Here is a 23494-nt window from a genome sequence, read left to right as displayed (position 1 = left end):
GCAAAGCGTGCTTTCTCAGGCCTCGCCCATAACTTCCACATAAACCGTTCGGGCCTGCGGCCCGTCAAAATCAACCAAATAGATTTCCTGGGCGCCGCCGCAGACAATTTTCCCGTCAATAACAGGAAACATGCAGTGATTTCCCATGAGCATGCTTTTTAAATGTCCCTGGGAGTTGTTGCCCGTCGCACCGTAATCCGGCAGGAAATGAGCATGGGCATAGGGCTCATTCAGCGGGACGATTTTCTCCAACAGCTCACTGATATCGGTCTCCACACATGGCAGGGCCTCATTAACCATGATCCCTGTTGTCGTATGAGCGGTCATCACTGCCACATGGCCGTTTTTAACGCCGCTCTCTTCCACAATGCGGTGCACCTCTTCGGTAATATTTATATATTCTTCCACATTTTGACTCAATCGATGAATTTTCTTTAAAACAACCATAGTTTCCTACCTCTCCCCGGTCAAAAACCGAATTGCATTTCCGGAATAAAGGTCTCTGCGCGCCTTTTCCCGCATCGGTATTTTATCCAGCGCCCGTTTCAACTTAAACGCCCGGAATCTCGGCGTATTGGATGCAAACATCACCTGTCTGCCAAATCCCCGCTCATACCAGTGAGGCCCCATATCTATCGTAAACAACCGTTCCATGGATTCCTCCGGAGAGTCCATATATAAAACCGAAGTATCTGTATACACATTGGGATATTTGATCATCAGCATGACCATCTCCCGCACCCACGGCCAGGCAAAATGGGCCAGACAGCAGCGCAGCTCCGGATGGCGGATAAATACTTTCTCAAACGCCAGCGGATGGGAATATTCGGCCGGCGTATTCGGCTCCCAGGATGTTCCCGCATGAAAAATGATCGGCTTATTCCGGCTCTCGCATATTTCATAAATCGGCTCCATAAAATCCTCTGTCGGATAAAATTTCTGTTTCGACGGATTAAGTTTTAACCCCTGCAGCCCCAAATCGTCAAAAGCATGGATCAACACCTCTTTTGCATCGGCGCGGTGCGGATCCACACTGGCAAAACCGATGAGGCGATCCGGATAAATCGACTGAAGTTCTGCCACCTGCTCATTTGTCACTATATATCCGCCCTCTGTTGTCGTAATATCCAGAGGAAGCAGCGCCGATTTCTCAATACCGCCGTAATCCATTTCGACAAATACTTCATCCCAGTCCATCGGCCCCTGCTTCCAGACACCGAAACTGTTTTTTCGAAATTCCAGTTCATCCGCATTTTGACAAATCGGTTTATAAAAAATCGGGTGAAGGTGCATATCTATAACCATTTAAGTTTCCTCCTTCAATTTTAGTAGGGTTTAAAACCGGAAATAACCTTTGCCGAAAGTTCTGCGCCCCGGGCCATACACTCGGGAACTGTTTCGCCCTGAAGCAGGCCATAGGTAAATCCGGCAATATAGCTGTCCCCGGCGCCGACGGTATTTACCACCTTTGCCGGTACGATGCCATGGGAATAAAACTGCCGGCCATCATAACAGAGACTGCCTTCCTCGCCCAAAGTTGCCGTCACCAATGTGGGACCGCAGGCATAAATTTCTTTCATCCAGTCTTTCAGTTTCTCTTTTTCGATACCGTCCGCCGAAAAAAACACATAATCTACATATGGAAAAATATCCATACAATGGTAGTCTGCATCTTTTGTAAAAACAGAGAAATCCATAAGAATTTTAACCCCGGCCGCTTTCCATGCCGGAAGATAGGACAGCACATTTCCAAATAAATCCGTATGCAGTAAGTCATGCTTCGCAACAAACTGAAATTCCTCATCGGTCAGCGCATAATCCGCCATAACGCCGTCGATGGAGCCCAGATGTACCCGGTCAACGCCATTTCGAAGCTCCATACGCATAACACAAGTATCCCCTACTTCTGTCCGAAGATGGGAAATATCGATTCCCTCTGCGGACAACGCCTCCTTCATCGCCTCGCCATAACGATCATTTCCAACCACACTCACCGCACTGACTGGAATTCCCATTCTCCGCAAATGAATTCCCCAGTCAATGCCGTTTCCCGTCGCATACCATTCATTTATATTTTCATAAACATCCACGCAGCAAAATCCCACTGCCGCAACTTTTTTCTCAGTCATCATAATGCACCCCATATCCCCAGGCGCCGTCGATCCCGCAAACCCGGGCGGCAAAGGCCGCCGCCGCTTTCAGGGATGCCGCGATTGCCGTATCATTCGGCTGACCTGCTTTTTTAGCCGACAGATAGCCCACCAAAAAGGACGTCAAAAGACTGTCCCCGGCGCCCATCGTATCCGCCATTTTTTCCACCGGCATCGCCGGCTGCACATAATATTGATCTCCGTCAAAGGCAACGCATCCCTCCGCTCCCCGGGAGGCGCAGACAAAGGCCGGCCCCAAAGATGCGATCCATTTCAGCTTTTCCCGGATTTCTTCCTCCTCCAGATCACTGCAGGAAAGAAAGGCGTAAGTGACCCAAGGGGCCACCGCTTCAAAATAAGCGTCCTCTGAATCATCAGAAAAATCAAAACTGACCGGCACGCCGGCCGCCTTGATTTTCGGCAGTTCCCTTTCCGTAAAACAGTAATTTCCCGTATGAACCACATCAAACTGACGGATATACGCCAGATCAAATCGATTCAGCGCATAGCGCATATCCCCGCGGATTCCGCCCTCGTTGCTTTCAAGAAACACCCTGTCGCCGTTAATCACCGTATTTTTCGAGCAGCCATTTTCCCCGATCACCTGGAGACATTTCACCAGCTCGATCTGCTCCGCTTCCAACGATGCAATGACATGCTCAGCCTCCTTATCACTGCCGAAAATACCCATATAGGCGCTTCTCTCCGCGCCGAACTGCTTTGCATATACCGCAAAATTGACCGCATTTCCACCGGGATACATCATTTTTATATGTTCATATTTATCAACAACATTATCGCCGAAGCCCAATACTTTTACCGGATATATCATAACGCACCTCTCTTTTTAATAGGAAACCTTACCCATATATCTCCGATAATCCACATCATGATCAAAAACCTTGCCGCGGGCCGAACGAAGTTCACAATTCATCGGATAAAAGAGTACCGGGTCCAGATAATCCCGCACTGCCGGGTCGATGACGTCCATGCCATAATCCAGCGCATCCAATATCATCAGGCAATCCGTATGGGTCTTTAAGAAATCCTCAGCCCGCTCATCCATCGGACGGCATTTTCCCGAACTCTTCTGCAGGAAATAAAATACGCCATTTTCTGTCACTTCAAACGGGCCATGGAAATATTCGCCGCTGTGAATATAGGCACAATGCTGCCACTGCATTTCCATCAGGCTGCAGATGGCAAAACCGTAAGTCTGGCTAAAACTGGCGCCGCTTCCGAGAATGTATAAAAATTCGTGCTGTCTGCACATTTCGGCAAATCTGCCGCAAAGCTCTTCGCGGACGCGCACCTTCGCCTTCGCCACAATTTCATCCATCTTTTCAATGCCTTTCATCAACGCATCATAAGCCGCAAAAGTCTCCTGGGCCGCCATAAGCTCCGCCGCAAGGGAAAGGCTGATCCCGCTCGGAATCTCAGAAGTTTTTAAATTTTCTCCCCACGGATAGATCCAGGAAATCCATTTGTCGCTGTCCGCCGCACTGCCCGGATGATTCGTCATCATAACGACCGCAGCCCCTCTGGACAGGGCAAGCTCCGCCGCATCCAGCGTTTCCTTCGTGCCGCCGGAATGGCTGCAGAGAATCGCCAGACTATGCTCACCCAATTTTTTCGGTGTGGCAAGAATAAATTCCTTACTTGTATAAATGCCGGATTCCACCAGAGTACTTTCAGCCATGAGCATGCAATGGGCCGGATATAAATCCACCAAACTGCCCCCGCAGGCTACCCAGTAAACCTGGCGGATCTCATTTTTCTGTTCCTTCACCTGTTTGATCACACTTTTTGCGTCCATAATGTGCCTCCTGTCATTCATTGATATATCGTTCAAAATTTTTCATATTCCTGAAATCCGCAGCCGCTGGATCCTCATAATAACGCCCATCGGTAATTTCCTGTCCGAGAAAGCCCGAATATCCATACTGATTCAGCACGGCAATCTCCTTCCCAAGATGGTGACTGCCGTCGCCCCAGATCAAATGTCCATAAGGATTACCATCGATAAAGTGCATATGTTTCAAGTCGTCGCCAAAGGCTTCAAACCAGTCAGCCAGCGTTTCCCCCGCCACACTGACAGCGCATAAATCCGCCATCGGTTTCAGCCATGGACTGTCGACCTCTTTCAGCATTTGTCTTTCCTGTGCCAGATTTGTCACGATCTGACTTTCCTCCGGCCGCAGGGACTCCATGACAAGGGTGACGCCGTGCTGCCCGGCCACCTCCGCCAGACGGGACAGCATCTCTGCGCTCCGCTTCCAAGCCTCCTCCCTGTCCTCATTCCAATAGCCCCACCCGGAATTGATCTCCATCATCGAACAGCCGAGTTCTTCCGCCAACGCAATACCGTTCTTAAAATAATTGAAGCTCCGCTCGATATGCTCCGGCTCCTTCGCGGCCACCTGATAGGGGTAAAGACAATTTTCCGGCGTTAAAACCTGTACCTGAAGTCCCCGGTCCCTAATCTTTTTCTGAATTTCTTTTGCATTATAATAGCGCATATGGTCCAGCCAGACATGGGGCGCGCCGCACCACAGCTCCAGGGATTTAAAGCCAAGCCGTTCCTGCGCATCCAGAAAATAATCCAGCGAATAATTTAAATAATGAATATTCATGCCGGCGATCTGTTCCCGCCGAAGTACCGGTTCAGACATCCGCTTCATCCCCTTCCTTTAAAATATAAGGCTCAAATGCCCGATAATTTCTTGCATCTGCCGCCGCCGGATCCTCAAAATACCGGAAATCGGTGATTTCCTGGCTGAGCAGACCTTCATAATGATATTTATTTAAAATATTCAGATAGCCCTCCAGCGGAAAAAGGCCGTCGCCCCAAACCAGATGGCCGTAAGGCCGGCCATCCACAAAATGGGTATGGACGATATCTTTTCCAAGAGTTTTAAACCATTCCTCCGGCGTTTCTCCGGCCACGCCCATGGCAATAGTATCCAGCCCGGCTTTGACATTCGGATGGTTGACATCACCAAGCAGCCGTTTTAATCCGGGCAGTGTAATAATACATTTACTTTCCTCCGGCCGAACCGTTTCCACGGCGATCGTCACTCCATAGTCTGCCGCTGTAGCTGCTAAAAGGTTCAAACTCCTCACGGCCCGCTCATAAACCCGCTCATAATCTTCATCCCAGGTTCCGCCGATACAGTTCGTCAATAGTTTTGCCGCCCCGAGCTGTCCCGCAGCCTCAAGGCCCCGCTTAAAGTATTCCATGCTGCGATGGTGAAAGCCTTCATCCGGCGCACACATCAAATACTGATATACCGCGCACTCCGGGGTGAAACAGCCTATCGTAAGTCCCCGGTCCTCTGCCATTTTACGCACCGGCGCCGTCGCCTGAAATCCGGTATGGTCCATCAGAAAATGAGGCGCCATTCCGACCAGCTCAATCGTTTGAAATCCCGCCTTTGCCTGGGCATCCAGCATATAATCCAACGGATAATATAAATAGTGAATTCCCATCGCCGAAAGCTGCTTTCTGTGAATTACTGCCAATTTAATCCCTCCTTCTGGCATCCCGCATGGGCGCGCTCCGTCGAGCTCCGCGCGTCAACATATACCCATTCGGGCATCCCGTATGTCAGATGCTCCGCATGGGCGCGCTCCGTCGAGCTTCGCGCGTCAAGGTATACCCTTTCGGGCATCCCGTATGTCAGATGCTCCGCATGGGCGCGCTCCGTCGAGCTCCGCGCGTCAAGGTATAATATATAATAAATAAAATCGTTGATATTGACCAGGAAATCGGATAACTCATCATAATCGTTTTCATTCCCGGCCAGAACATCGGAGCGAACATCGCCCACAGGCTTCGAATCCCAAAAGCGCTGACGCCCGTGATCAGCATCGGCACAAAACTGTTTCCGGTGCCTTTGATGACTCCACCGAGCAACTCTGTCCCCGTATATGTAAAATAGGTAGGAACAAGGAAAAATGTATATTGGAGTCCAAGGGCCAATACCGTTTCATCCGTTGAAAAAATGCCGATGAGCGGCCGCGCAAAAATAAGGAGCGGCAGACAGATCCCCGCCGTCAGGCCAAAGGAAAGTACAATGCCGACGTGCATTCCCCGATGTACTCTGTCCATTTTTCCCGCGCCATAATTCTGACCGGTAAAAGTTGTTATCGCTGTTCCAAAGGCTGTCATCGTCAGCCAGAACACGCCATCCAATTTGCTGATGACCGCCCAGGCCGCCGCCACATCTGTTCCAAGCAGATTAACCTTTGCCTGTACCACAAGATTGGAAACTGTATAAAGCATGTACTGAAAACCGGATGGCAGACCCAATCGTACAATCTGCTGAAAAACTTCCGGGTAAACCTCACAGCCCCCAAGCACAAGGCGATAGCTTTCATTTGTATTTAAAAGTGTCCGCAGCACCAGCACCGCGCTGGACGCCTGGGCCAGAATCGTAGCCAAAGCCGCGCCGAATATGCCCATTTTAAAGACTGCAACAAAAAGTACGTCCAAACCGATGTTGACCACCGTTGTAAATATAAGAAAATACAACGGCCGTTTCGCATCCCCGACGGCCCGGAGTACGCTGGAACCCATGTTGTAAAGCAGTGATGGGATAACCCCGCAAAAATAAACCCGAAGATAAATCGTTGCTCCCTCAATGACATCCGCCGGCGTATTCATCCAGCGAAGGGCCATTGGCGTCACCAGGATTCCGACAACTGTCAGCGCCGCACCGCAGATCAGCGCCAATTTCATTGAGGCATAGATTGAATATTTCAGACGTTCCCTATCCCCTGCCCCATAGCAATGGGAAATGACAACTCCGGCCCCCGCCGAAGCTCCGATAAAAAAGCCCACTGATAAATCAACCAGAAGGCCCGACGTCCCTCCAAGGGCCGCCAACGCTTCCTTTCCGACAAATCGCCCGACAACTACCGCATCCACCGTCGTATACATCTGCTGGAAAATAGATCCGAACCATATCGGAAAAAAATAGAGCAAAAGACTTTTCCAGATGCTTCCTTCAATAATATCTCTGCCGGATGTTTTTTTCATAAAAATCAACCCCCCTGATCATCAAAGCTAATCGAAAAAAAAGGCATTCAGAATATCGCCTTGTAGCACGCCCGCTGCACACTATACCTACGGCGAAATTTTGAATACCCTTTTTGCCCTCTCACCCGGTGGTGAGGGAAGGTAAAATGTTTTATTTTACCAGAATAAAATATCATTAATTATCTGAAAAGTCAATGACTCTTTGCTCATAAATATGTAAAAAAACCTAAAAATTTATGAATGATTATTGACTTTGACTGCATAAGTATTTAAAATTAGAATCATAAACGATTTGCTGAAATGAAAGCAAAAAACAAAGGAGAGAGTGAAAATTATGAAAAAATGTCTTGCATTAACCCTTGCACTTGTTCTCGCCCTCGGCTGTACAGCCTGCGGCGGCGGTGAAAAGAAAGAAACAACTGCTGAGACAACTGCTGAATCCGCTGCTGAATCCGTTGCTGAATCCGGCGAAACAGCTGCTGCCGACTCCGAATACAAAGCAACCGATATCGAGTATCATTCCGTTGCTGAGATTCAGAAACGAGGCGAACTTCGTATCGCTACAGAAGCTACTTTTGCTCCTTACGCTTTTAAAGATGCCGACGGAAACATCGTAGGTATTGAGCCATCTCTCGTTAAAGCGATTGCTGATGAGATGGGCGTTGAATGTGTGATCGACGATATGGCTTTTGACTCCGTTCTTCCAAGTGTTCAGGCCGGACTTGATGATGTTGCCTTCGCGGCATTAACTCCGGATGCCGAACGCCAGAAGAGTTTTACATTTACTATTTCCTACCTGTCTAACGGACAGATGTCCTTAGTACGCAAAGAAGATGTAGATAAATTCAAAGATGAAAGCGCTATGGTTGCCGGTGTAACCATGGGCGCTCAGAAGGGCAGCTACCAGCAGAAAGTTGCCGATACACTTTATCCGGATTGTACCGGCCGTTATCTGGAAACCATTCCAAATGTTGTCATGGATCTGAAAGCCGGCAACATTGATATCGCTATCATGGATTATGACAACGCTTATGCTTACGCACAGCAGAATGACGATCTGGAAACAGCTTTCGTTGTTCCAATGTTAGATGGTGACGAACCTGCAAACTGTGCCGCATCTATGAAGGGTAACGATGATTTAACAAATTATCTGAATGAACTTATTCAGAAATATATTGATGACGGCTCCATGCAGAAATGGTATGAAGAAGCTGTTGATCTTCAGATTTCATTAAGCGAAAACGAGTAACTCGCACAATAAGGTGCTGTCTTTAGTGCAGCACCTTTTTTTACATATTCAGGGGGTTTAAAATGGATCTATTCTCCGCAGGCACGATGGCCTCTATATTTTCCCAGTATGCCGGACATTTCCTCGGCGGCGCCAAGATGGCTTTAATCTTATCTTTGATCACGGTTATCCTGAGTACCATTTTCGGCACGATATTCGCCCTCGGCAAAATGTCCAAAATTAAGCCGTTAAAATGGCTTATCAGTATTTATATTGAAATTTTCCGTTCCACACCATTGATGGTGCAGGTTATGGTTATCTATTTTGGTGCCGCAGCTTTCGGCATTAAAATAAATGTTCCTTTTATGAAGGACTTCAACAGTTTCTTCTGGGGACTGCTTGTCCTTGTTCTCAACAGCTCTGCCTATGTGGCTGAGATTGTTCGAAGCGGTATCGGCGCTGTCGATTCCGGCCAGATTGAAGCGGCCCGAAGCCTCGGCATGTCCCACGGTTTAACCCTGAAAATGGTTGTACTGCCGCAAGCCCTCCGGAATATCCTTCCGGCATTGATGAACGAATTTGTATCTATTATCAAGGAAACATCCATCGTCTCTCTCGTCGGCATCAGCGAGTTGATGTTCTGCGCGAAGGACGTCGTTTCCATATCCTATCGGACATTGGAGCCTTATGTTATCGTAGCTATTATCTACTTTATTATGGTATTCCCTCTGTCAAAACTGGTTGCCTACATCGAAAGGAGGCTGAATGCAAGTGTCACACGTTAAAACAGATGAAGCCCTCTTGCAGGTGCGCGGGCTGAAAAAACATTTCGGACATCTGGAAGTTCTCAGAGGCATCGATATCGATATCCATAAAGGCGAGGTTGTGGCAGTGATCGGCCCGTCCGGCTCCGGCAAAAGTACCTTTATCCGCTGTCTCAACCGGTTGGAAGAGCCAACCGACGGCGCAGTTATTTTTGAAGGCCAGCAGATCAATACCAAGGGCGCCGATATCGATAAGATCCGTCAGAAAATCGGAATGGTGTTCCAGAACTTTAACCTGTTCAGCAATATGACCATTATGCAGAATATCACTGCTGCACCTATTAATGTCAAAAAAATTCCGAAAGCCCAGGCCGAAGAGCGGGCATTAAAACTCCTCGACCGGGTCGGCTTAAAGGATAAGGCCGGCGAATACCCGGTGCGTCTCTCCGGCGGCCAGCGCCAGCGTGTTGCCATTGCCCGCGCATTGGCTATGGATCCGGACATTCTTCTATTTGATGAGCCAACCTCCGCATTGGACCCGGAAATGGTCGGCGAGGTTCTGAATGTTATGAAGGAACTGGCCGAGGATGGCATGACCATGGTTGTTGTTACCCATGAAATGGGCTTCGCCCGCGAAGTGTCCGACCGGGTCATCTTTATCGACCAGGGAATTATTCAGGAGGAAAATGAACCGAAAGAATTCTTTGCGAATCCGAAAAACGCAAGACTTAAAGATTTTCTAAATAAAGTGCTGTAAAACGAACCCCTCTATATTTCCTCCAAAACCTTGAAACGGTTTTTCAGGAAATATAGAGGGGATTTTGGTGATTTCAATTTTTATTTAATGTTTAACTCTGTGCCGGCAACTAAGCGATCGAAATCACTCTGATACAGGCGATCTTGAATTACCCTGTACTGTTCAAATTCACTCTCTGCAAAAGCCTTTGCAATTGTGGCTGTAATTTTGCCCTTGTCTTGCAGAATTTCTGCATCATTGAATTGCAGAAAAGCATCCAATTTAGATGCCCAATCTGCCATTGTCATGGGGATGTGTCGTCTGGCCTGTCTTGTTGCATAATCCAAATACATAGTAACTATCTCGTTTAGTTCCTGTATCTCATCGACGGATAAATAATTTTTTGCAATTGATACATCCGCCTTTACAATTTTACCATCGGGAGCATTACGCCATGATGTCAATCCCATATGTTCCTTTTTGTGATCTGCTCTCGCCATAATCACCTCTGCTGCAGTATTCCCGTGAATGGCATAGTGCATCTTGTTTTGAACAGTCGCAAAAAAGTCTTTTGTAATACGGCTATCTAAAGAATAATCAACAGCAGTGGCATAAATATCCGTAATCTTCTGATAGAATCGCCGTTCGCTGGCACGGATCTCCTGAATTTCAGAAATCAAATGCTCGAAATAGTCTTCATCGAAAATCTGTCCGTTAATCAGCCTGCTTTTATCCAGCACATAACCCTGCTTTGTAAATGTATCCAAAACCTTCGTTGCCCATTGGCGAAACTGCATAGCCCTAGCTGAGTTAATACGATAGCCAACAGCGATGATAGCTGACAGCGAATAAAACTTATATTGATAGGTTTTTCCGTCATCCGCAGTTTGTGCAAATTTTGCACAAACTGCATTCTCGTCCAATTCACCACTTTCAAATATATTTTTCAAATGTTTGGTAACAACGCTTCTATCCACATCAAAAAGCTGTCCAATAGCCTTCTGTGTCAACCATACATCGTTATCCTGCACCCGTACTTCAATACCATCCTCATGAGCATCTTTCGTAAATACAAGGAAATCAACGGTACTATTGCGAATTTGCAGTTTATTTTCCTTGTATATAAGCTTCTGATTTTCATTCATTATGTATCACCTCCCTGTCAAATTCCCATTCACACACTCTCTGCCAATTCGTGCATATATTCTTTTGTAGTTTCATAGAGTTTATTGAATATCCGGCCCTGTCTGCGATACAACGCGAAATTTGCCGGATTTGGTCGATATGTTTTTTGAATCTGTATCTTTTCGGAGAGTTCTTTCCACCCGGAAAAAGCGCCTCCGGCCAGAGCAGCCATCAAAGCATCCCCGTAGGCCGCGCCGACGGAGATTGCCGGAACGGAAATGTCCTCTTCGAGAATATCTGCCAGGCATTGGAGCCAAAGATCATTTTTTGTGCCGCCGCCCACGGCAAAAATCCGGCGGACCGGCAGTTGATGCTGTTTCATCAATTCAACATTGGCTTTTATGGTATAACAGATCCCTTCAATCCCCGCCCGCACCATATGACCGCGGGTATGGCCGGTTTCCAGGCCGAAAAACACACCCCTCGCCTTCGAATCATTGATCGGCGTCCGCTCTCCGGCAAAATAAGGCAGACAGATCAAGCCCTCACTTCCGGCGGGAACCTGCGAAGCCTCCAGCTCCATTCGATGAAACGTCGGTTCACTTCCCCCTTCGGCATCCCGATACCACTGGTCACGCATCCACTGGGTCAATGCTCCCGCCATATTTGTTCCGGCGCAAATACCAAATGTTCCCGGTAAAATAAATGTTCCCGGCCACAGGCGCGGCTCTTCAATCTTATGATCGCTGAGATAAATCATATATCCGGTGGAACCAAGCTGAATCATCATATCCCCCGGACAGCAAACACCCGAAGAAATCGCTTCTGCACCCGAATCCCCGGTGCCGGTGATCACCGGCGTTCCAACAGCCAAACCGGTGGCTTCTTCCGCCGTTGCCGTCACCACACCTGCCACCGCTGTTGCCGGAAAGAGTTCAGCCAACTGATCCGGGCGGCAAAAGTCTCTGCAGCCTTCCGGATTCACGCATCCATTCTCCAAATCATACAAAGGCAAAAAATCTTCAGCCAGATAAGGGTCCAATACATGTCTTCCCGTCAGCTTTGCACATAAATAAGAGGATGCCGTCAAAAACTTATGGGCCTTTTCCCAAATATCCCGATGATTATTTTTTAACCACATAATTTTCGGGGCCACATCCGAGCTGCAGGGTTCATGGCCAAAAACCTTTTCTGCATTCGTTCCATATCTGTCCAACGCCCATTCAATTTCTTTATAGCTGCGGCTGTCAATTCCATAGAGAATGGCGTCGTAAAGAGCTTTCCCCTCACTATCCACCGGCACACAGTCACATCCCAAAGCAGACAAACCGACACAGCCGATTTCTGAAGCCGCTATCCCGGCTTTTGCTGTCAACATCCGGCACAAACGGCAAAAATCTCCCCACCATACAGCCTCCGCATCCTGAGAAAACCATCCGGCCTGAGGATTGTCCACACCGTGTCCGACAACCTCCATGGCTGCCATTTTTCCCCTTTCATCTATAAGAACCCCTTTACTTTCCCGGGTCCCGATATCAATGCCCAGATATACAGCCATTATCGTCCACCTCTCAGCATATGTACCTTTTCCATAAACCGCCGCACCCGTTCCTCATCAACAGGATTTTCAAAAAGGCCGTCCACTTTAAAGGCCGAACCGACAAAGGCGCCGTTACATCGGGTCAAAACATACTCGATATTATCCGGCCTGCAGCCGGTTCCGCATACCACCGGGGTTCCCTTAGCGGCCTCAGCCACCTGCTCGAGAAGCCGGCCGGCCGGGCCGGAACCTGCCGCCGCCCCGCCGACAACCAACGCATCCGGACGACAATTGAACAGCAGGGAGCCTGCAATATCCGCCGTTTTTCGTTCACCGACGCAGGCATCTCCCTCACTGGTCACAAAATAAAAAAGTTTCAGCTTATCCAGCCGATAAGCATTTTTCAACCGCAGCGTCACCGCGATATCCCTGTCAACCATGCCGAAGTCTCCTGCCCAGACACCGGTAAACAGGCACCGGGTAAAATCCGCTTCCACCGCCGCACATAAAGAAATCGTCGCATCCCCGTCAAAAATTGCCTCCGCGCCAAAGGGCACCCGAATCAATGATCTCAATGCACCGATCACCATCCCCATAGCTGCCAATGTCACCGAAGATACATGCTTCTCATAGGGCATACTGAATTCATTGGTAAAAAGGACTCCGTCCACGCCGCCATTCTGAAGCGCCTCCAGATCCGCCTTTGCCCGCTGAATGACCACATCCATCCCCTTACCCTTATAAAAAGGGTCTCCCGGAAGGGCCTGAATATGAACAAGTCCGATAATTGGCTTTTCTGTTCCGAAAAGCTCCGATAAAAATGACATATTAACCGCCTCCATATCTATTTCAGTCTTTCCCGCACCGGATGTCGAATCACCGTCTTTAAGTTTTCCGGTTTTGTCCGCCTTGGGTCTCCCAGATAAATTTCGTGGTGCCTGCGCACTGAATTAATATCCGGAACATAACCGTTTTCCTCGATATATTTTTCTATTTTTGATATCGTCTCCGGCTCCGCATCATAAGGCCCGACATGCATCGCCTGACAACATAATCCCTCTTTAAATGTCTCCAGCCGGGTGGCGGAAAAATCGATATCGGGCTTCTTTTTTTGAAGGCTTTCCTTTGCCCACTCAAAAACCTCCTCCGTCACAAATTCCGGCTGACGAATCATGGACGTCCAGCAAAACTTGTCTTTATCCATCTCATTTTTACCGTCAAAATTTTTGTCTTCCAGCCACCAAAGTCCCTCCAGCGGCGGAACCACATAATCAAAATATCCCTCCGGCTGTGTTCCGCTCATTTTACTCATTTTTATAGTAAACGATAAGCCATAAAGAATCTCCAACGCTTTTTTATAGCTCTCCGCCGTGTTCGGATTGCCCCGGCCATCTACCATAATAAACACCATCTCCGGCACATCAATGATGGACGGTTTCTTTTTTGGCATATATAAATCCTTATATTCCTTCTTATAGTCAATTTTTGTCATAAATACCCCTTTCTCTATCTTTCTGACATGTCCGTTTTCTTCGCTGATTTCGTCTTTTTAGCCTTTGGCTTTCTGGGTTTTGGCGCCGGAAGCTCGGCACAGGTCGCCCGGACAAGTTCTGCCAAAAAGGCTTTATCCTCCAATTCTTCCACCGCATACATGCCCGGTGTTCCTCCGTGAGGCGCCACCGGTTCTGCCCCCGGCAGAAGTTTTTTCCCGGCCTCTGTTTTTTTTACATAAAACTGATTGTCCTCCACCGTTCCAAAAAATTTCCCCTCATTCCATAAACCATATTCCCCAAAAAGCTTTTTATAGGTAATGCATCCCACTTCCTCCAACTGACCGATGACATACTGAGTAAATTCCTCACTTGAAGCCATTAAAAACACCTCTTCCAACTTTTTTATATATTATATGACACAAAACACGACATGTATATGTCATCATTTATATTTTTCTTTAAACAAAAAGAAAATGATGAGCGTATCCCCATGACACTCATCATTTTCCTTTTATATATGTTTACAGCAAACGATCAATAATGAGCTTTCTCTCTTCCTTTGCCCACTCATAAAACATAACATACGCATGCGCTACGCCGTTCCGCACATAATAGACCACGTCTGCATCCTGACGGATCGCCTCTTCAACAAACTGTCGGATACCCATCTCCATCGCCTCATGGCCGCCGGCAAATACCAGCATCGGCGGCAGACCTTTCAGCTGCCCCTTCATTGGGTTGACACGCCAGTCATCCTTATCCGTACTGCCTTTCCACAAATCCAATACCGTAGGAAAACCTTTCGTGGAAACGATGGCGTCCCGCTCCAGCAGCATGTCCTCATAGGCTTTCTCCTCCGCGTTACGCGGTGTGCCGCCCACATTGCAGCCCGGAGAAATTAAGAACAAATTGTTAGGCTGGCCAAGGCCTTCCTCCCGGATCTGCATCGCCACAGACACAGCCAGCCCGCCTCCGGCAGAATCACCGCCCATGGCAATCGCATCACCCGGGCATTCCTGCAGCATCTGACGATAGAGCGCCATGCCCATCTCCAGCGCTTCTTCTCCGTTGTGCTCCGGCACAATAGGATATTCCGGAAACCAGATCTCTGCACCGGTCTCCTTAGCCAGATACTCCGCAAAAGCAAATTGGGCCACACCTGAGTTCATTACCCAGCCGCCGCCGTGGAAATACAGAATCTTTTTCGTCTTACCCTTCGGCTCACCCACATGAAACTTATACCAAGGAAATCCCTTATAGTCAAACTCCTCGCCGTTCATGCGCTGCCGCATCTCTTCTGTCAATGCGCTGACCCCTCCGCGGCAGTTCTCCAAAACAAGGCGCACAAATTCATCGCCTGTGCTGGAAAACATGTGATGTACCAATTCCTGACGTTTCTTGACAATTTCTTCCTGTGTCATGATATTTCCCCCTAACATTTGATATGTCTTTTATACCTTTATCATACCACATTTTTATTTTTCTGTCAGCGGCTAGCCCCGGTGCTTCATCGATATTTTTCCTCCATTGCATGAATAATTTCCCCAAAATGTTTTCTTGATTCCCGAGGTTCCAGGAGTTCCGCCTGGCTTCCAAAACTCAAAAGCCAGTTGAACAGATGATTCTCATCCATAAAGTCAAATGCGAACAGCAATTTCCCGTCAGCCTGTTCTTCAAAACTGCCGATTCCGAAGTCATCGATTAAGCGCCATTTGGCTTCCGGCTCAAACAGAATCCTGGCATGGATTTGTGCCGATGCAAATAAAATTGAAGGAATTTCCGGTTCCGGCAAAACACGGGCCTCAAACTTCTCTCCGGTATTTTCAACCTCCGGCATCCGATTCAGTTTAAATAAACGGAAATCTTCTTTATCCATGCAATAACCCCAAACATACCATGAGGACCATTTAAACACCAGCCTGTAAGGCTCCAATTTCCGATGGCTTTCCCCCTTAGGGCCGTAATAATCAAAATCGATTCGCTCACGCTGCTCTATCGCCCGTTGAATTTTTTCTATTTTAGGCGCCAGCGTCGATCTATACCATGAATACAAATCAATGGATATATAATCGCCTGTAAGAATTCCCTCTGGATGTCCTGCCGACAGTTTTTCCATCAACTGCTGATATTGATGAGTTCCGCTGACACTGTCCAAACTCTTTAATCCCGCAAAAATGGCCCTCATATCTTCTGAGGTGAGCAGAGTTTTATCTATTTTATAGTCATTCATAATCGATATGCCGCCATTTTTTCCGCGAATCGTCACCAGCGGAATTCCGGCCTGACACAAATGTTCGACATCCCGATTAATCGTCCGCCGGGATACTTCAAATTTTTCTGCCAGATAAGGCGCAGTTACCCGCTCCTGCTGAAGTAAAATAGATAAAATACCAATTAAACGACTGATTTTCATAATAAACCTGCTCCTCCCTGCCGCATCTGACTCTATTTTATCAAATCTTTCTCCCATTGCCAATCCCGGGCATATTTGCTACAATAATCCCGGAGGGATGCAAAATGCGCAAAAAACAACCGCAGACAAGCTGCGATACCTGCCTTTATTATTCCTATGATGAGGATTATGAGGCTTATATGTGTGATATGGATATGGATGAGGATGAGTATGCCCATCTGATATCGGATGACCATTACAGCTGCCCTTATTATCAAAATGATAATGAATACGCTGTTGTCCGAAAGCAAATGTAACCGTTTTCATTTCTACCGCTTCAATATTTATTTAAGAATATTGAAGCTTTTTTCATATTTTTAATACTTTCTTATAAGAAAAATGTAAGAATCCTGTCGGTGAATCCTTATATCTGTTCGCTATACTGAAAACAGAAAAGAGGAGATGACTATGAAAATTCTTATACTTACCGGCAGATTCGGCATGGGGCATCTGAAAGCTGCCGAAGCCATTAAAGAAGAACTTACTCTCTGTCACACAAAAGACGGGCAAAAATTTGATATCGAAATTATCGACTGGATTGAGTATCTGACCCCTCGCCACGCAAGATCCATTTATAACGGCTATTCCTCTCTCATCCGATGCAATACGGTTTTTTACAACCTTCACTATAAATCATCTGAAAACCGTCCCATTACTCAAAAGCCAAATCTGATAGGCTATGTGCGTATGAATCAATTGATCTATGAAAAACAACCGGATTTTATTATTTCCGTACTGGCCTGTGCTTCCAATGCAGCCGCCTATTATAAAGCTCTGAGCGGCTCTTACATTCCGCTCATTACCTGTGTGACAGATATTACCGGCCACTCGGAATGGATAAATAATTATACGGATGCCTACGCCGTCGGCTCAGAGGAAGTCCGCCGGTCATTTATACAAAAAGGAGTCCCGAAAAATCAGATTTATGTTACCGGAATCCCTGTTCGCCGGAGGTTTTACGCTGAAAGCCGCCAAAAAACATCCGCCTCCGAAAAAACACCAACTTCCGAAAAAGCCTGCGAAATATTCCGGCCTAAAATCCTGCTGATGGGCGGCGGCCTCGGGCTTTTGCCGAAACGGCTGGATTTTTACCGGAAATTAGATGAACTTGTTCCTGCGGAAATGACGCTCATCACCGGGAAGAACGAAAAAATGTTTCGTAAGCTGTGCGGCCGATTTGAAAATATAGAAGTCCATGGCTATGTCCGGGATATCGAAAAATATTTCCTGCGCTCGGATTTAGTTATCACAAAACCGGGTGGTATAACGACTTTCGAGGCCATTTATGCGGAAACGCCGATTTTAGCTTTGAATCCGACGATGAGACAGGAGAAATATAATGCCGCGTTTATTGAAGCCCATGAAATCGGAAAGAAACTTATCCTGAAAAACGACCGGGCAGATGCGGAACGTATTGCCCGCCTCATTCAAAACCGGGGCGAAATTTCCCACTATAAACAGCAGATGCGCCGTATGCGCCAAAGCCTCGCCTCCTGCACATTTGCCGAAATTATTATTGAGCTGACCGCTTTTTTACCACTGGGAGGTGCTTTACACCATGAAATCTTTAGTTTTAACTTTTGATGACGGACCGGATGTCCGCTATACACCGCTTCTGCTCAATTTATTAAAATACCAAAACATTTCGGCCACATTTTTTATTGTAGGAAATCACGCCAAAGCCCATCCGGAACTTATCCGGCGCATGCTTTCTGAAGGACATACGGTCGGCGGTCACACCATGGCACATAAAAATGCGCTGCTGTGCACGCCGTCCGACATTCGAAGGGATTTTCAATCGTCAATTCACCTGCACCGGGAGCTGACCGGCGATGCCCTGAAATATTTCCGTCCGCCCTGGGGGATTTCCACACCCTTTGTCAATAACTATATCCGAAAATACCATATTCGAAGAGTTCTATGGGATGTGATGGCAGAAGACTGGGAAGCCGGGACGACCTCCCGGGCCGTCAGCGCCAAACTGAAGGAACGGGTTTTTGACGGCGCCGTCATCTGTCTGCATGATGCCGGAGAGGATACCGGAGGCGCCAAAGGCGCGCCCCTTCGAACCATTGAAGCATTGATCCACACAATTCCATGGCTGAAATCCCAGGGCTATCAATTTCTAACTATGGACGAATATATTAAAGGAGTAGATTTCCATGTTATCCGACAACGAAAAAAAAGGCTCCTATGGCCGTAATCTATTGTTGATGCTTTCTCTGACAGCCATTACCTTTGCCGTCATTTTAAGCGGAAATGATATGGAAAACTTCATACAGGCCTTAAAAACAAGCCGCTTTATATGGCTTTTGGCCGGACTCGGCTGCATGCTTATTTTTGTGAGCTGTGAAGCGATAAACATGCATCATATCTCCCGAAGCCTGAAACGGCCTCTTTCATTGTCCAGATGTGAACAATACGCCTTTATCGGCTTTTATTTCAGCTCGATCACGCCCTCCGCCAGCGGCGGTCAGCCGGTACAAATGTACTATATGAAAAAGGACAACATCGACCTTGCGGATTCCTCCGTAATGATTTTATTTATTGTTTTTGTTTACCAGCTGGCCATGTTGCTGTTCGCCGGAATAATGGCCCTGCTCCACCCGGGCCCTGCCATGCAGACAGCCGGCCATTTAAAATATCTTTTGCCCTTCGGATTGATTATGAACGGCGGCGCCGCCGCACTAATGGCTTTATTTCTTACATCCGAAAAGATTATCCAAAATCTCCTTTTATTTTTCCTTCGGGCTGGCGCCCGGCTCCGCCTGATAAAGTGTCCCCGGGAAAGTCGGGATTATTGGTTGAAAGAAATACGGCGCTATCACCAAAGCGCCCTCCTTATCCGCCAAAACCCCTTGCTTTTTCTCCGGGTATTAATGATTTCTCTGCTTCAAATGGCAGCTCTGTCCTCGGTTCCCTATTGTGTCTACCGGGCTTTAGGATGCTCGGCCCGTGGCCCCGGCGAATTGATGACCTGCCAGTCGATTCTGACCCTCTCCGCATCGGCCATGCCGACTCCCGGCGCCGTCGGAGCCGCAGAGGGCGGTTTTCTCTACGCCTTTAAAGATATATTTGACGCCGAAAATATAAAAACAGCCATGCTGCTCAGCCGAGGCATCAGTCTATATATTTTCCTGATCATCAGCTTTTGCGTCTGCATGGCTGTTCACATAAGAACATCCTCATCTGAAATTTAAAATTCTACCGGATATATATCCCGCCTGCGATGCTTCAGCAGCGGAAGCTGTCTGCGCACTGTTTCAATCTGCTCCAATTCCAGCCGGCACCGCAGGCTTCCCTCTTTTTCATCCAACATCTTCAACACATTTCCCCATGGATCCACAACAAGGCTATGCCCCCAGGAATGATAGGATGCCGCCATATCTCTCGCCGGGGCCGTACCTACGGCAAACACCTGATTATCCACCGCCCGCGAACGGTAAAGCAGCTCCCAATGGGCCGGGCCGGTAGTCATATTAAAAGCCGCCGGTACGATAAAAATCCGGGCTCCCCGGTTGACCATTTGCCGGGCCAGTTCCGGAAAACGAAAATCATAACAGATACACAATCCCATTTTGCCAAATTCCGTATCAAATACAGTCGCCTCATTTCCCGAGGACAGGGTTTCTGACTCTTTAAAATACTGCCCTCCCCGGATATCAATGTCAAACAAATGGATTTTCCGGTGTTTGGCAATCTGCCGTCCTTCCCGATCAAATACATAGGCCGTATTATAAATATGACCGTCTTCCCCCAGCTCCGGCACTGTCCCGGCCGATAAGTATACCTGATAGGTTTTTGCCAAATGGCTGAACCATTGCCATGCCCCTTCCCCTTCTCTTTCGGCAAAAGAAGGAAAGAAACTCGTCTCATAAGGACAAAGAAACATTTCCGGAAAAGTCACCATATCCACGTTTTTCATGCCTGCCTTTTCCATACATTCCGCCATCTGCTTCAAATTTTCTTCCTTTGTCCCCAAAACCTTTGTCTGAAAGGCCATGATATCCACAAAACCCACTTTTTATCCTCCGAAAAATTTTTCGATTATTTTTATTTTTTTCTAACCAAGTTTATAATGGTTTTAGAATTGAAACACAATTTGTTCACAGTTTTCGGTTATTATATAAGCATACCGAACAAACAATAACAATAACATTCCCCTCTTAAAAAAGCCGAAGTTTACCAGCTTCGGCTTCCTTTTTTATATCGGAAATTTCCGTTCTAATCCCTGTATGTATTCAGAACCGCTGCAAAGTTTTCCATCGGCATCGGCTTATAAAAATAATATCCCTGAATATAGTCACAGCCCTTCTCTCTTAAAAAGTCGACCTGTTCCCGGGTCTCTGCCCCTTCCGCGATCGTTTTGACATCCATCTGGTGCGCCATCTTAATGATGGAATCAATAATGCTCTTTGTTTTATCGCTTTCCCCAATCCGTCTCACAAAGCCCATATCGATTTTCAAAATATCAAAGTCATAGTTCTGCAGTGTACTGAATGAGGAATATCCGCTTCCAAAATCATCCAGAAGCAGCTCCGCACCGTGCTGCCGAAGCTGTTCAAACAACAGGCTCCGATTTTCTGCCACCGCTGCATAAGAAGTTTCTGTAACCTCAAAGCGTATTGTATGCTTTTTGCCCCTCCTGGATCGCACATAGCTGCAAAGCCATTCCAGAAGTTCATTATCATAAAAATCTATCCAGGACAGATTTACAGAAATCGGAACAACCGGAAGCCCCTGCTGTTCCCTCTCATTTTGGAACTTTTCCACCTTGCGCACAACATACAAATCCAGGCGGGGAATATCTCCGCTGCCTTCAAGTAAAGGAATAAAACGTTGAGGCGAAATGATTCCCTTTCCAAGACAATTCCAACGTACAAGCGCTTCCGCAGAGGTGATCCGGCCGGTCACAGAATCTACAACAGGCTGCAGATATACATAGAATTCGTCATTCTTCAAACTATTGTCAAACTGGCCCAACATTTCAAAGAGATCGATATATTCTTTACCCATCATGCCGTCAAAAACAGCATACGGCTTCGGACTGCGATCGCTTTTCGCAACGGACATCGCAAGCCGTGCCCGGTCGCACATACCTCTCACGTCCATTACACTATTCCGGATTCGATATATTCCGCATCTTCTCGAAACCCGAAACGGTCTGCCCTTGATAAAATATTCCTTTTCGCACCAGGAAATCAGCTTATCATAATCCAGCTTATCCCATTCGAACAGACACAGGTACTGATCCGCTTCCACTCTCGCTGTTATCAGCGGTTCAAAAAAAGAATTTTCCAAATCCTGATATAATCTTTTCAGGAGGTCATTTCCCTCATAAATTCCAAACAATTCGTTAATCGCCTTAAAATTCTTAACATCCATACACAAAATGGCATATGTTTTTCCCTGCGCCTTATTCTTCAGCAGATTCTCAGCCTTTTTGATAAAACCCCGCTGATTCTCTCCGCCGGTCAACGCATCCTTTTCCGAGATGGTCGTCACATCCTCTACCGTAACGATCACCATCTCAAATTCTTCTGACAAATAATGACACTGGTAGCTCTTTATCCCCTTCTCTCCGTCTTTCTCATGATAAATGAGAAATCCATAGCCGTCGTTTTCCTCCAGATTTTTTTTCAAATTCTCCAGAGTTGTTCTTTCCATATATGCCTCCTGGTCCATAGGGGCAACATGTTCCATGCAAACTTTTCGTCTGGCTTCATCATACGGCACTTCCGAATACAGAAGATGCGAATCATCTTTGCTTCCCTTTCTCGCCAAAGCCATTGTCCCGCGTCTGAGATCAACAACTCCTACCACCTGGTAACTTGAATGGTGCAGCATCGGAACGAAAAGGTTCTGCAGATATTCCCCGGTCACATCCTGGGTATAGATCACCGCTTCCACATCTCCGGAAAAAGTATCTTTCTCCATAAGCACCGTAAATTTCAATATTCCCCTTTCATTTTCCTCCAGCATAAAAGCCTCAACAAAGGTGATAAACATCTCCCCTTCGTCAAAAAGCCGAAGCAAATTTTCCCGGTTGATTTTTTGCCGAAACTCGCCATTTTTTTTCTTTTTATATACAAAATTACTCAGAGAATCCAGATAATCATCTACTGAACACTCCGACGCATCCATAATAAGATTCGCGTACTCCCCACATCCAAAGTCATACTTGTTGCTTGTCAAATTCAGATTCACAAGACTCAGCGCATTTTTCATTCTCCGCCGCACAGTAAAATCCAGCTGCCGCAGATAATTGTCATGGATATCCCTCACATATAAATAAACGATCTGATTATCTTCCCGACATTCTTTGCCTGACATCAATTCTCCGGATACCCAGCGAAACTCTCCTTTTACTCTTCTCCGATAATGAAAACAAATAAATCTGCTTCCGGATTTAAACTGATTTCTTAAATTTTCCAAATCATAGAAAGACAGGTACCTTTGTAGGTCTTCTTTATATACATAACCTGCCTCGGCAAATTTTACAACCCATTCTGACAGCCTTTCCGCATACCCCTTCGCTGTCTCTACTTCATCACCCCGTACCATTACATTCTGATGTGTATCATTTGTAAGGTTTATCTTCAGAATTTTTAAATAAATATGAGAAATAGCATCCCTGATATTCTGTTGTATTTCACTTTGTAATGCCCGTGGATTCCAAACATATTTTTCTTCCATATTTACCTTTGCCATCCTGCCTCATTTCTGATGCACTCCGGTTTCCTTCCTCTAGAATACTTGTAAACCCCCATTGTCTGAGATCAATGGGCCCTCCGCTCCTATAATATTTTTCATTGATTTTTGAAGCGTCTTAATGGATAAAATTTTAACATAAAACTTCAATTAATGCAATATGAAATAGTACTCAGATAAAATGATTGAATTGTCAGTCGAAACAGTAAATAGTCAGTTAATTAAAGGGTATTTAAAAATTCCATCTTATCCCG

At 46.8% G+C, this 23494-nt stretch carries 25 protein-coding genes; 7 read left to right on the top strand and 18 right to left on the bottom strand.

The genetic code is table 11. From position 1 onward, the window contains the following. Nucleotides 1–15: 15 nt before the first annotated feature. Genes ACMN7X_RS10930 through ACMN7X_RS10890 form a run of 9 tightly spaced genes read right to left on the bottom strand, consistent with a single transcriptional unit; the run spans nucleotide 16 to nucleotide 7191 of the window. Complete coding sequence (locus tag ACMN7X_RS10930; RefSeq protein ID WP_418747501.1) at nucleotides 16–447, bottom strand: secondary thiamine-phosphate synthase enzyme YjbQ; 432 nt, start codon at nucleotides 445–447, stop codon at nucleotides 16–18. Between the two features lie 6 nt (nucleotides 448–453). Beyond that, on the bottom strand, nucleotides 454–1305 hold the full coding sequence (locus ACMN7X_RS10925; protein WP_418747500.1) for an amidohydrolase family protein: 852 nt from the start codon (nucleotides 1303–1305) through the stop codon (nucleotides 454–456). Nucleotides 1306–1325: 20 nt separating this feature from the next. Then, nucleotides 1326–2132: a fructoselysine 6-kinase gene (frlD, locus tag ACMN7X_RS10920; RefSeq protein WP_418747499.1), complete on the bottom strand. Its 807-nt coding sequence runs from the start codon at nucleotides 2130–2132 to the stop codon at nucleotides 1326–1328. Continuing rightward, entirely contained in the window at nucleotides 2122–2982 is an 861-nt protein-coding gene (locus ACMN7X_RS10915; protein ID WP_418747498.1) for a PfkB family carbohydrate kinase, read from the bottom strand. Before ACMN7X_RS10915 ends, frlD begins: the two co-directional genes overlap by 11 nt. Before the next feature lie 15 nt (nucleotides 2983–2997). Beyond that, entirely contained in the window at nucleotides 2998–3966 is a 969-nt protein-coding gene (locus ACMN7X_RS10910; protein ID WP_418747497.1) for an SIS domain-containing protein, read from the bottom strand. Between the two features lie 13 nt (nucleotides 3967–3979). Further along, nucleotides 3980–4822 carry a sugar phosphate isomerase/epimerase family protein gene (locus ACMN7X_RS10905; protein WP_418747496.1) on the bottom strand — a complete coding sequence of 281 codons (843 nt, stop codon included), beginning with the start codon at nucleotides 4820–4822 and terminating at the stop codon, nucleotides 3980–3982. Further along, nucleotides 4815–5672, bottom strand: coding sequence for a sugar phosphate isomerase/epimerase family protein (locus tag ACMN7X_RS10900; RefSeq protein WP_418747495.1), 858 nt, complete (start codon nucleotides 5670–5672; stop codon nucleotides 4815–4817). Before ACMN7X_RS10900 ends, ACMN7X_RS10905 begins: the two co-directional genes overlap by 8 nt. Beyond that, nucleotides 5663–5821: a hypothetical protein gene (locus ACMN7X_RS10895; protein ID WP_418747494.1), complete on the bottom strand. Its 159-nt coding sequence runs from the start codon at nucleotides 5819–5821 to the stop codon at nucleotides 5663–5665. The genes ACMN7X_RS10900 and ACMN7X_RS10895 overlap by 10 nt, the downstream gene beginning before the upstream one ends. 8 nt (nucleotides 5822–5829) lie before the next feature. Next, nucleotides 5830–7191, bottom strand: coding sequence for an MATE family efflux transporter (locus ACMN7X_RS10890; protein ID WP_418747493.1), 1362 nt, complete (start codon nucleotides 7189–7191; stop codon nucleotides 5830–5832). A 334-nt stretch (nucleotides 7192–7525) separates the two neighbouring features. On the opposite strand from ACMN7X_RS10890, the gene ACMN7X_RS10885 reads away from it, so the two are divergent. The 3 genes from ACMN7X_RS10885 to ACMN7X_RS10875 all read left to right on the top strand — a co-directional run bounded on the left by ACMN7X_RS10885 (nucleotide 7526) and on the right by ACMN7X_RS10875 (nucleotide 9940). Next, on the top strand, nucleotides 7526–8440 hold the full coding sequence (locus tag ACMN7X_RS10885) for an ABC transporter substrate-binding protein (RefSeq protein ID WP_418747492.1): 915 nt from the start codon (nucleotides 7526–7528) through the stop codon (nucleotides 8438–8440). 62 nt (nucleotides 8441–8502) lie between these two features. Then, the gene (locus ACMN7X_RS10880) at nucleotides 8503–9204 is read left to right on the top strand and encodes an amino acid ABC transporter permease (protein ID WP_418747491.1); all 702 of its coding nucleotides are present in this window, start codon (nucleotides 8503–8505) and stop codon (nucleotides 9202–9204) included. Then, nucleotides 9185–9940 carry an amino acid ABC transporter ATP-binding protein gene (locus ACMN7X_RS10875; protein ID WP_418747490.1) on the top strand — a complete coding sequence of 252 codons (756 nt, stop codon included), beginning with the start codon at nucleotides 9185–9187 and terminating at the stop codon, nucleotides 9938–9940. Before ACMN7X_RS10880 ends, ACMN7X_RS10875 begins: the two co-directional genes overlap by 20 nt. Nucleotides 9941–10020: 80 nt before the next feature. Here ACMN7X_RS10875 and ACMN7X_RS10870 read toward each other — a convergent pair whose 3' ends face one another. From ACMN7X_RS10870 to ACMN7X_RS10840, 7 genes are all read right to left on the bottom strand, one after another. Then, entirely contained in the window at nucleotides 10021–11064 is a 1044-nt protein-coding gene (locus tag ACMN7X_RS10870; protein WP_418747489.1) for a virulence RhuM family protein, read from the bottom strand. 29 nt (nucleotides 11065–11093) lie between these two features. After that, complete coding sequence (locus ACMN7X_RS10865) at nucleotides 11094–12602, bottom strand: FGGY-family carbohydrate kinase (protein WP_418747488.1); 1509 nt, start codon at nucleotides 12600–12602, stop codon at nucleotides 11094–11096. Beyond that, nucleotides 12602–13411, bottom strand: a complete 810-nt coding sequence (locus ACMN7X_RS10860; protein ID WP_418747487.1) for a BtpA/SgcQ family protein — start codon at nucleotides 13409–13411, stop codon at nucleotides 12602–12604. The genes ACMN7X_RS10865 and ACMN7X_RS10860 overlap by 1 nt, the downstream gene beginning before the upstream one ends. A 17-nt stretch (nucleotides 13412–13428) precedes the next feature. Further along, nucleotides 13429–14076, bottom strand: coding sequence for a GyrI-like domain-containing protein (locus ACMN7X_RS10855; protein ID WP_418747486.1), 648 nt, complete (start codon nucleotides 14074–14076; stop codon nucleotides 13429–13431). A 14-nt stretch (nucleotides 14077–14090) separates the two neighbouring features. After that, nucleotides 14091–14456 (bottom strand): TfoX/Sxy family protein, encoded by a 366-nt coding sequence (locus ACMN7X_RS10850; protein ID WP_418747485.1) that lies wholly within the window; start codon nucleotides 14454–14456, stop codon nucleotides 14091–14093. Nucleotides 14457–14598: 142 nt separating this feature from the next. Then, nucleotides 14599–15498, bottom strand: coding sequence for an alpha/beta hydrolase (locus ACMN7X_RS10845; RefSeq protein ID WP_418747484.1), 900 nt, complete (start codon nucleotides 15496–15498; stop codon nucleotides 14599–14601). An 86-nt stretch (nucleotides 15499–15584) separates the two neighbouring features. After that, complete coding sequence (locus tag ACMN7X_RS10840; protein WP_418747483.1) at nucleotides 15585–16490, bottom strand: helix-turn-helix transcriptional regulator; 906 nt, start codon at nucleotides 16488–16490, stop codon at nucleotides 15585–15587. A 104-nt stretch (nucleotides 16491–16594) separates the two neighbouring features. On the opposite strand from ACMN7X_RS10840, the gene ACMN7X_RS10835 reads away from it, so the two are divergent. From ACMN7X_RS10835 to ACMN7X_RS10820, 4 genes are all read left to right on the top strand, one after another. Continuing rightward, entirely contained in the window at nucleotides 16595–16786 is a 192-nt protein-coding gene (locus ACMN7X_RS10835) for a DUF6472 family protein (RefSeq protein ID WP_418747482.1), read from the top strand. 151 nt (nucleotides 16787–16937) lie between these two features. Continuing rightward, a complete protein-coding gene (locus ACMN7X_RS10830) occupies nucleotides 16938–18113 on the top strand; it encodes an MGDG synthase family glycosyltransferase (protein WP_418747481.1) in 1176 nt (391 codons plus the stop codon). Continuing rightward, a complete protein-coding gene (locus tag ACMN7X_RS10825) occupies nucleotides 18088–18732 on the top strand; it encodes a polysaccharide deacetylase family protein (RefSeq protein WP_418747480.1) in 645 nt (214 codons plus the stop codon). The genes ACMN7X_RS10830 and ACMN7X_RS10825 overlap by 26 nt, the downstream gene beginning before the upstream one ends. Beyond that, entirely contained in the window at nucleotides 18692–19729 is a 1038-nt protein-coding gene (locus ACMN7X_RS10820) for a lysylphosphatidylglycerol synthase transmembrane domain-containing protein (protein ID WP_418747479.1), read from the top strand. Before ACMN7X_RS10825 ends, ACMN7X_RS10820 begins: the two co-directional genes overlap by 41 nt. On the opposite strand, the gene ACMN7X_RS10815 is transcribed toward ACMN7X_RS10820, so the two are convergent. Together ACMN7X_RS10815 and ACMN7X_RS10810 are read right to left on the bottom strand one after the other, a co-directional pair. Continuing rightward, entirely contained in the window at nucleotides 19726–20550 is an 825-nt protein-coding gene (locus ACMN7X_RS10815; RefSeq protein ID WP_418747478.1) for a carbon-nitrogen hydrolase family protein, read from the bottom strand. The two genes, ACMN7X_RS10820 and ACMN7X_RS10815, sit on opposite strands and share 4 nt — an antisense overlap. Before the next feature lie 203 nt (nucleotides 20551–20753). Continuing rightward, nucleotides 20754–23240: an EAL domain-containing protein gene (locus ACMN7X_RS10810; RefSeq protein WP_418747477.1), complete on the bottom strand. Its 2487-nt coding sequence runs from the start codon at nucleotides 23238–23240 to the stop codon at nucleotides 20754–20756. Between the last annotated feature and the right edge of the window lie 254 nt (nucleotides 23241–23494).

Origin of the sequence: Frisingicoccus sp. (genome assembly GCF_048388605.1) — a bacterium.
In the GTDB taxonomy this organism is placed as follows: domain Bacteria; phylum Bacillota; class Clostridia; order Lachnospirales; family Lachnospiraceae; genus Frisingicoccus.
This window is presented reverse-complemented; position numbering and strand designations above follow the sequence as displayed.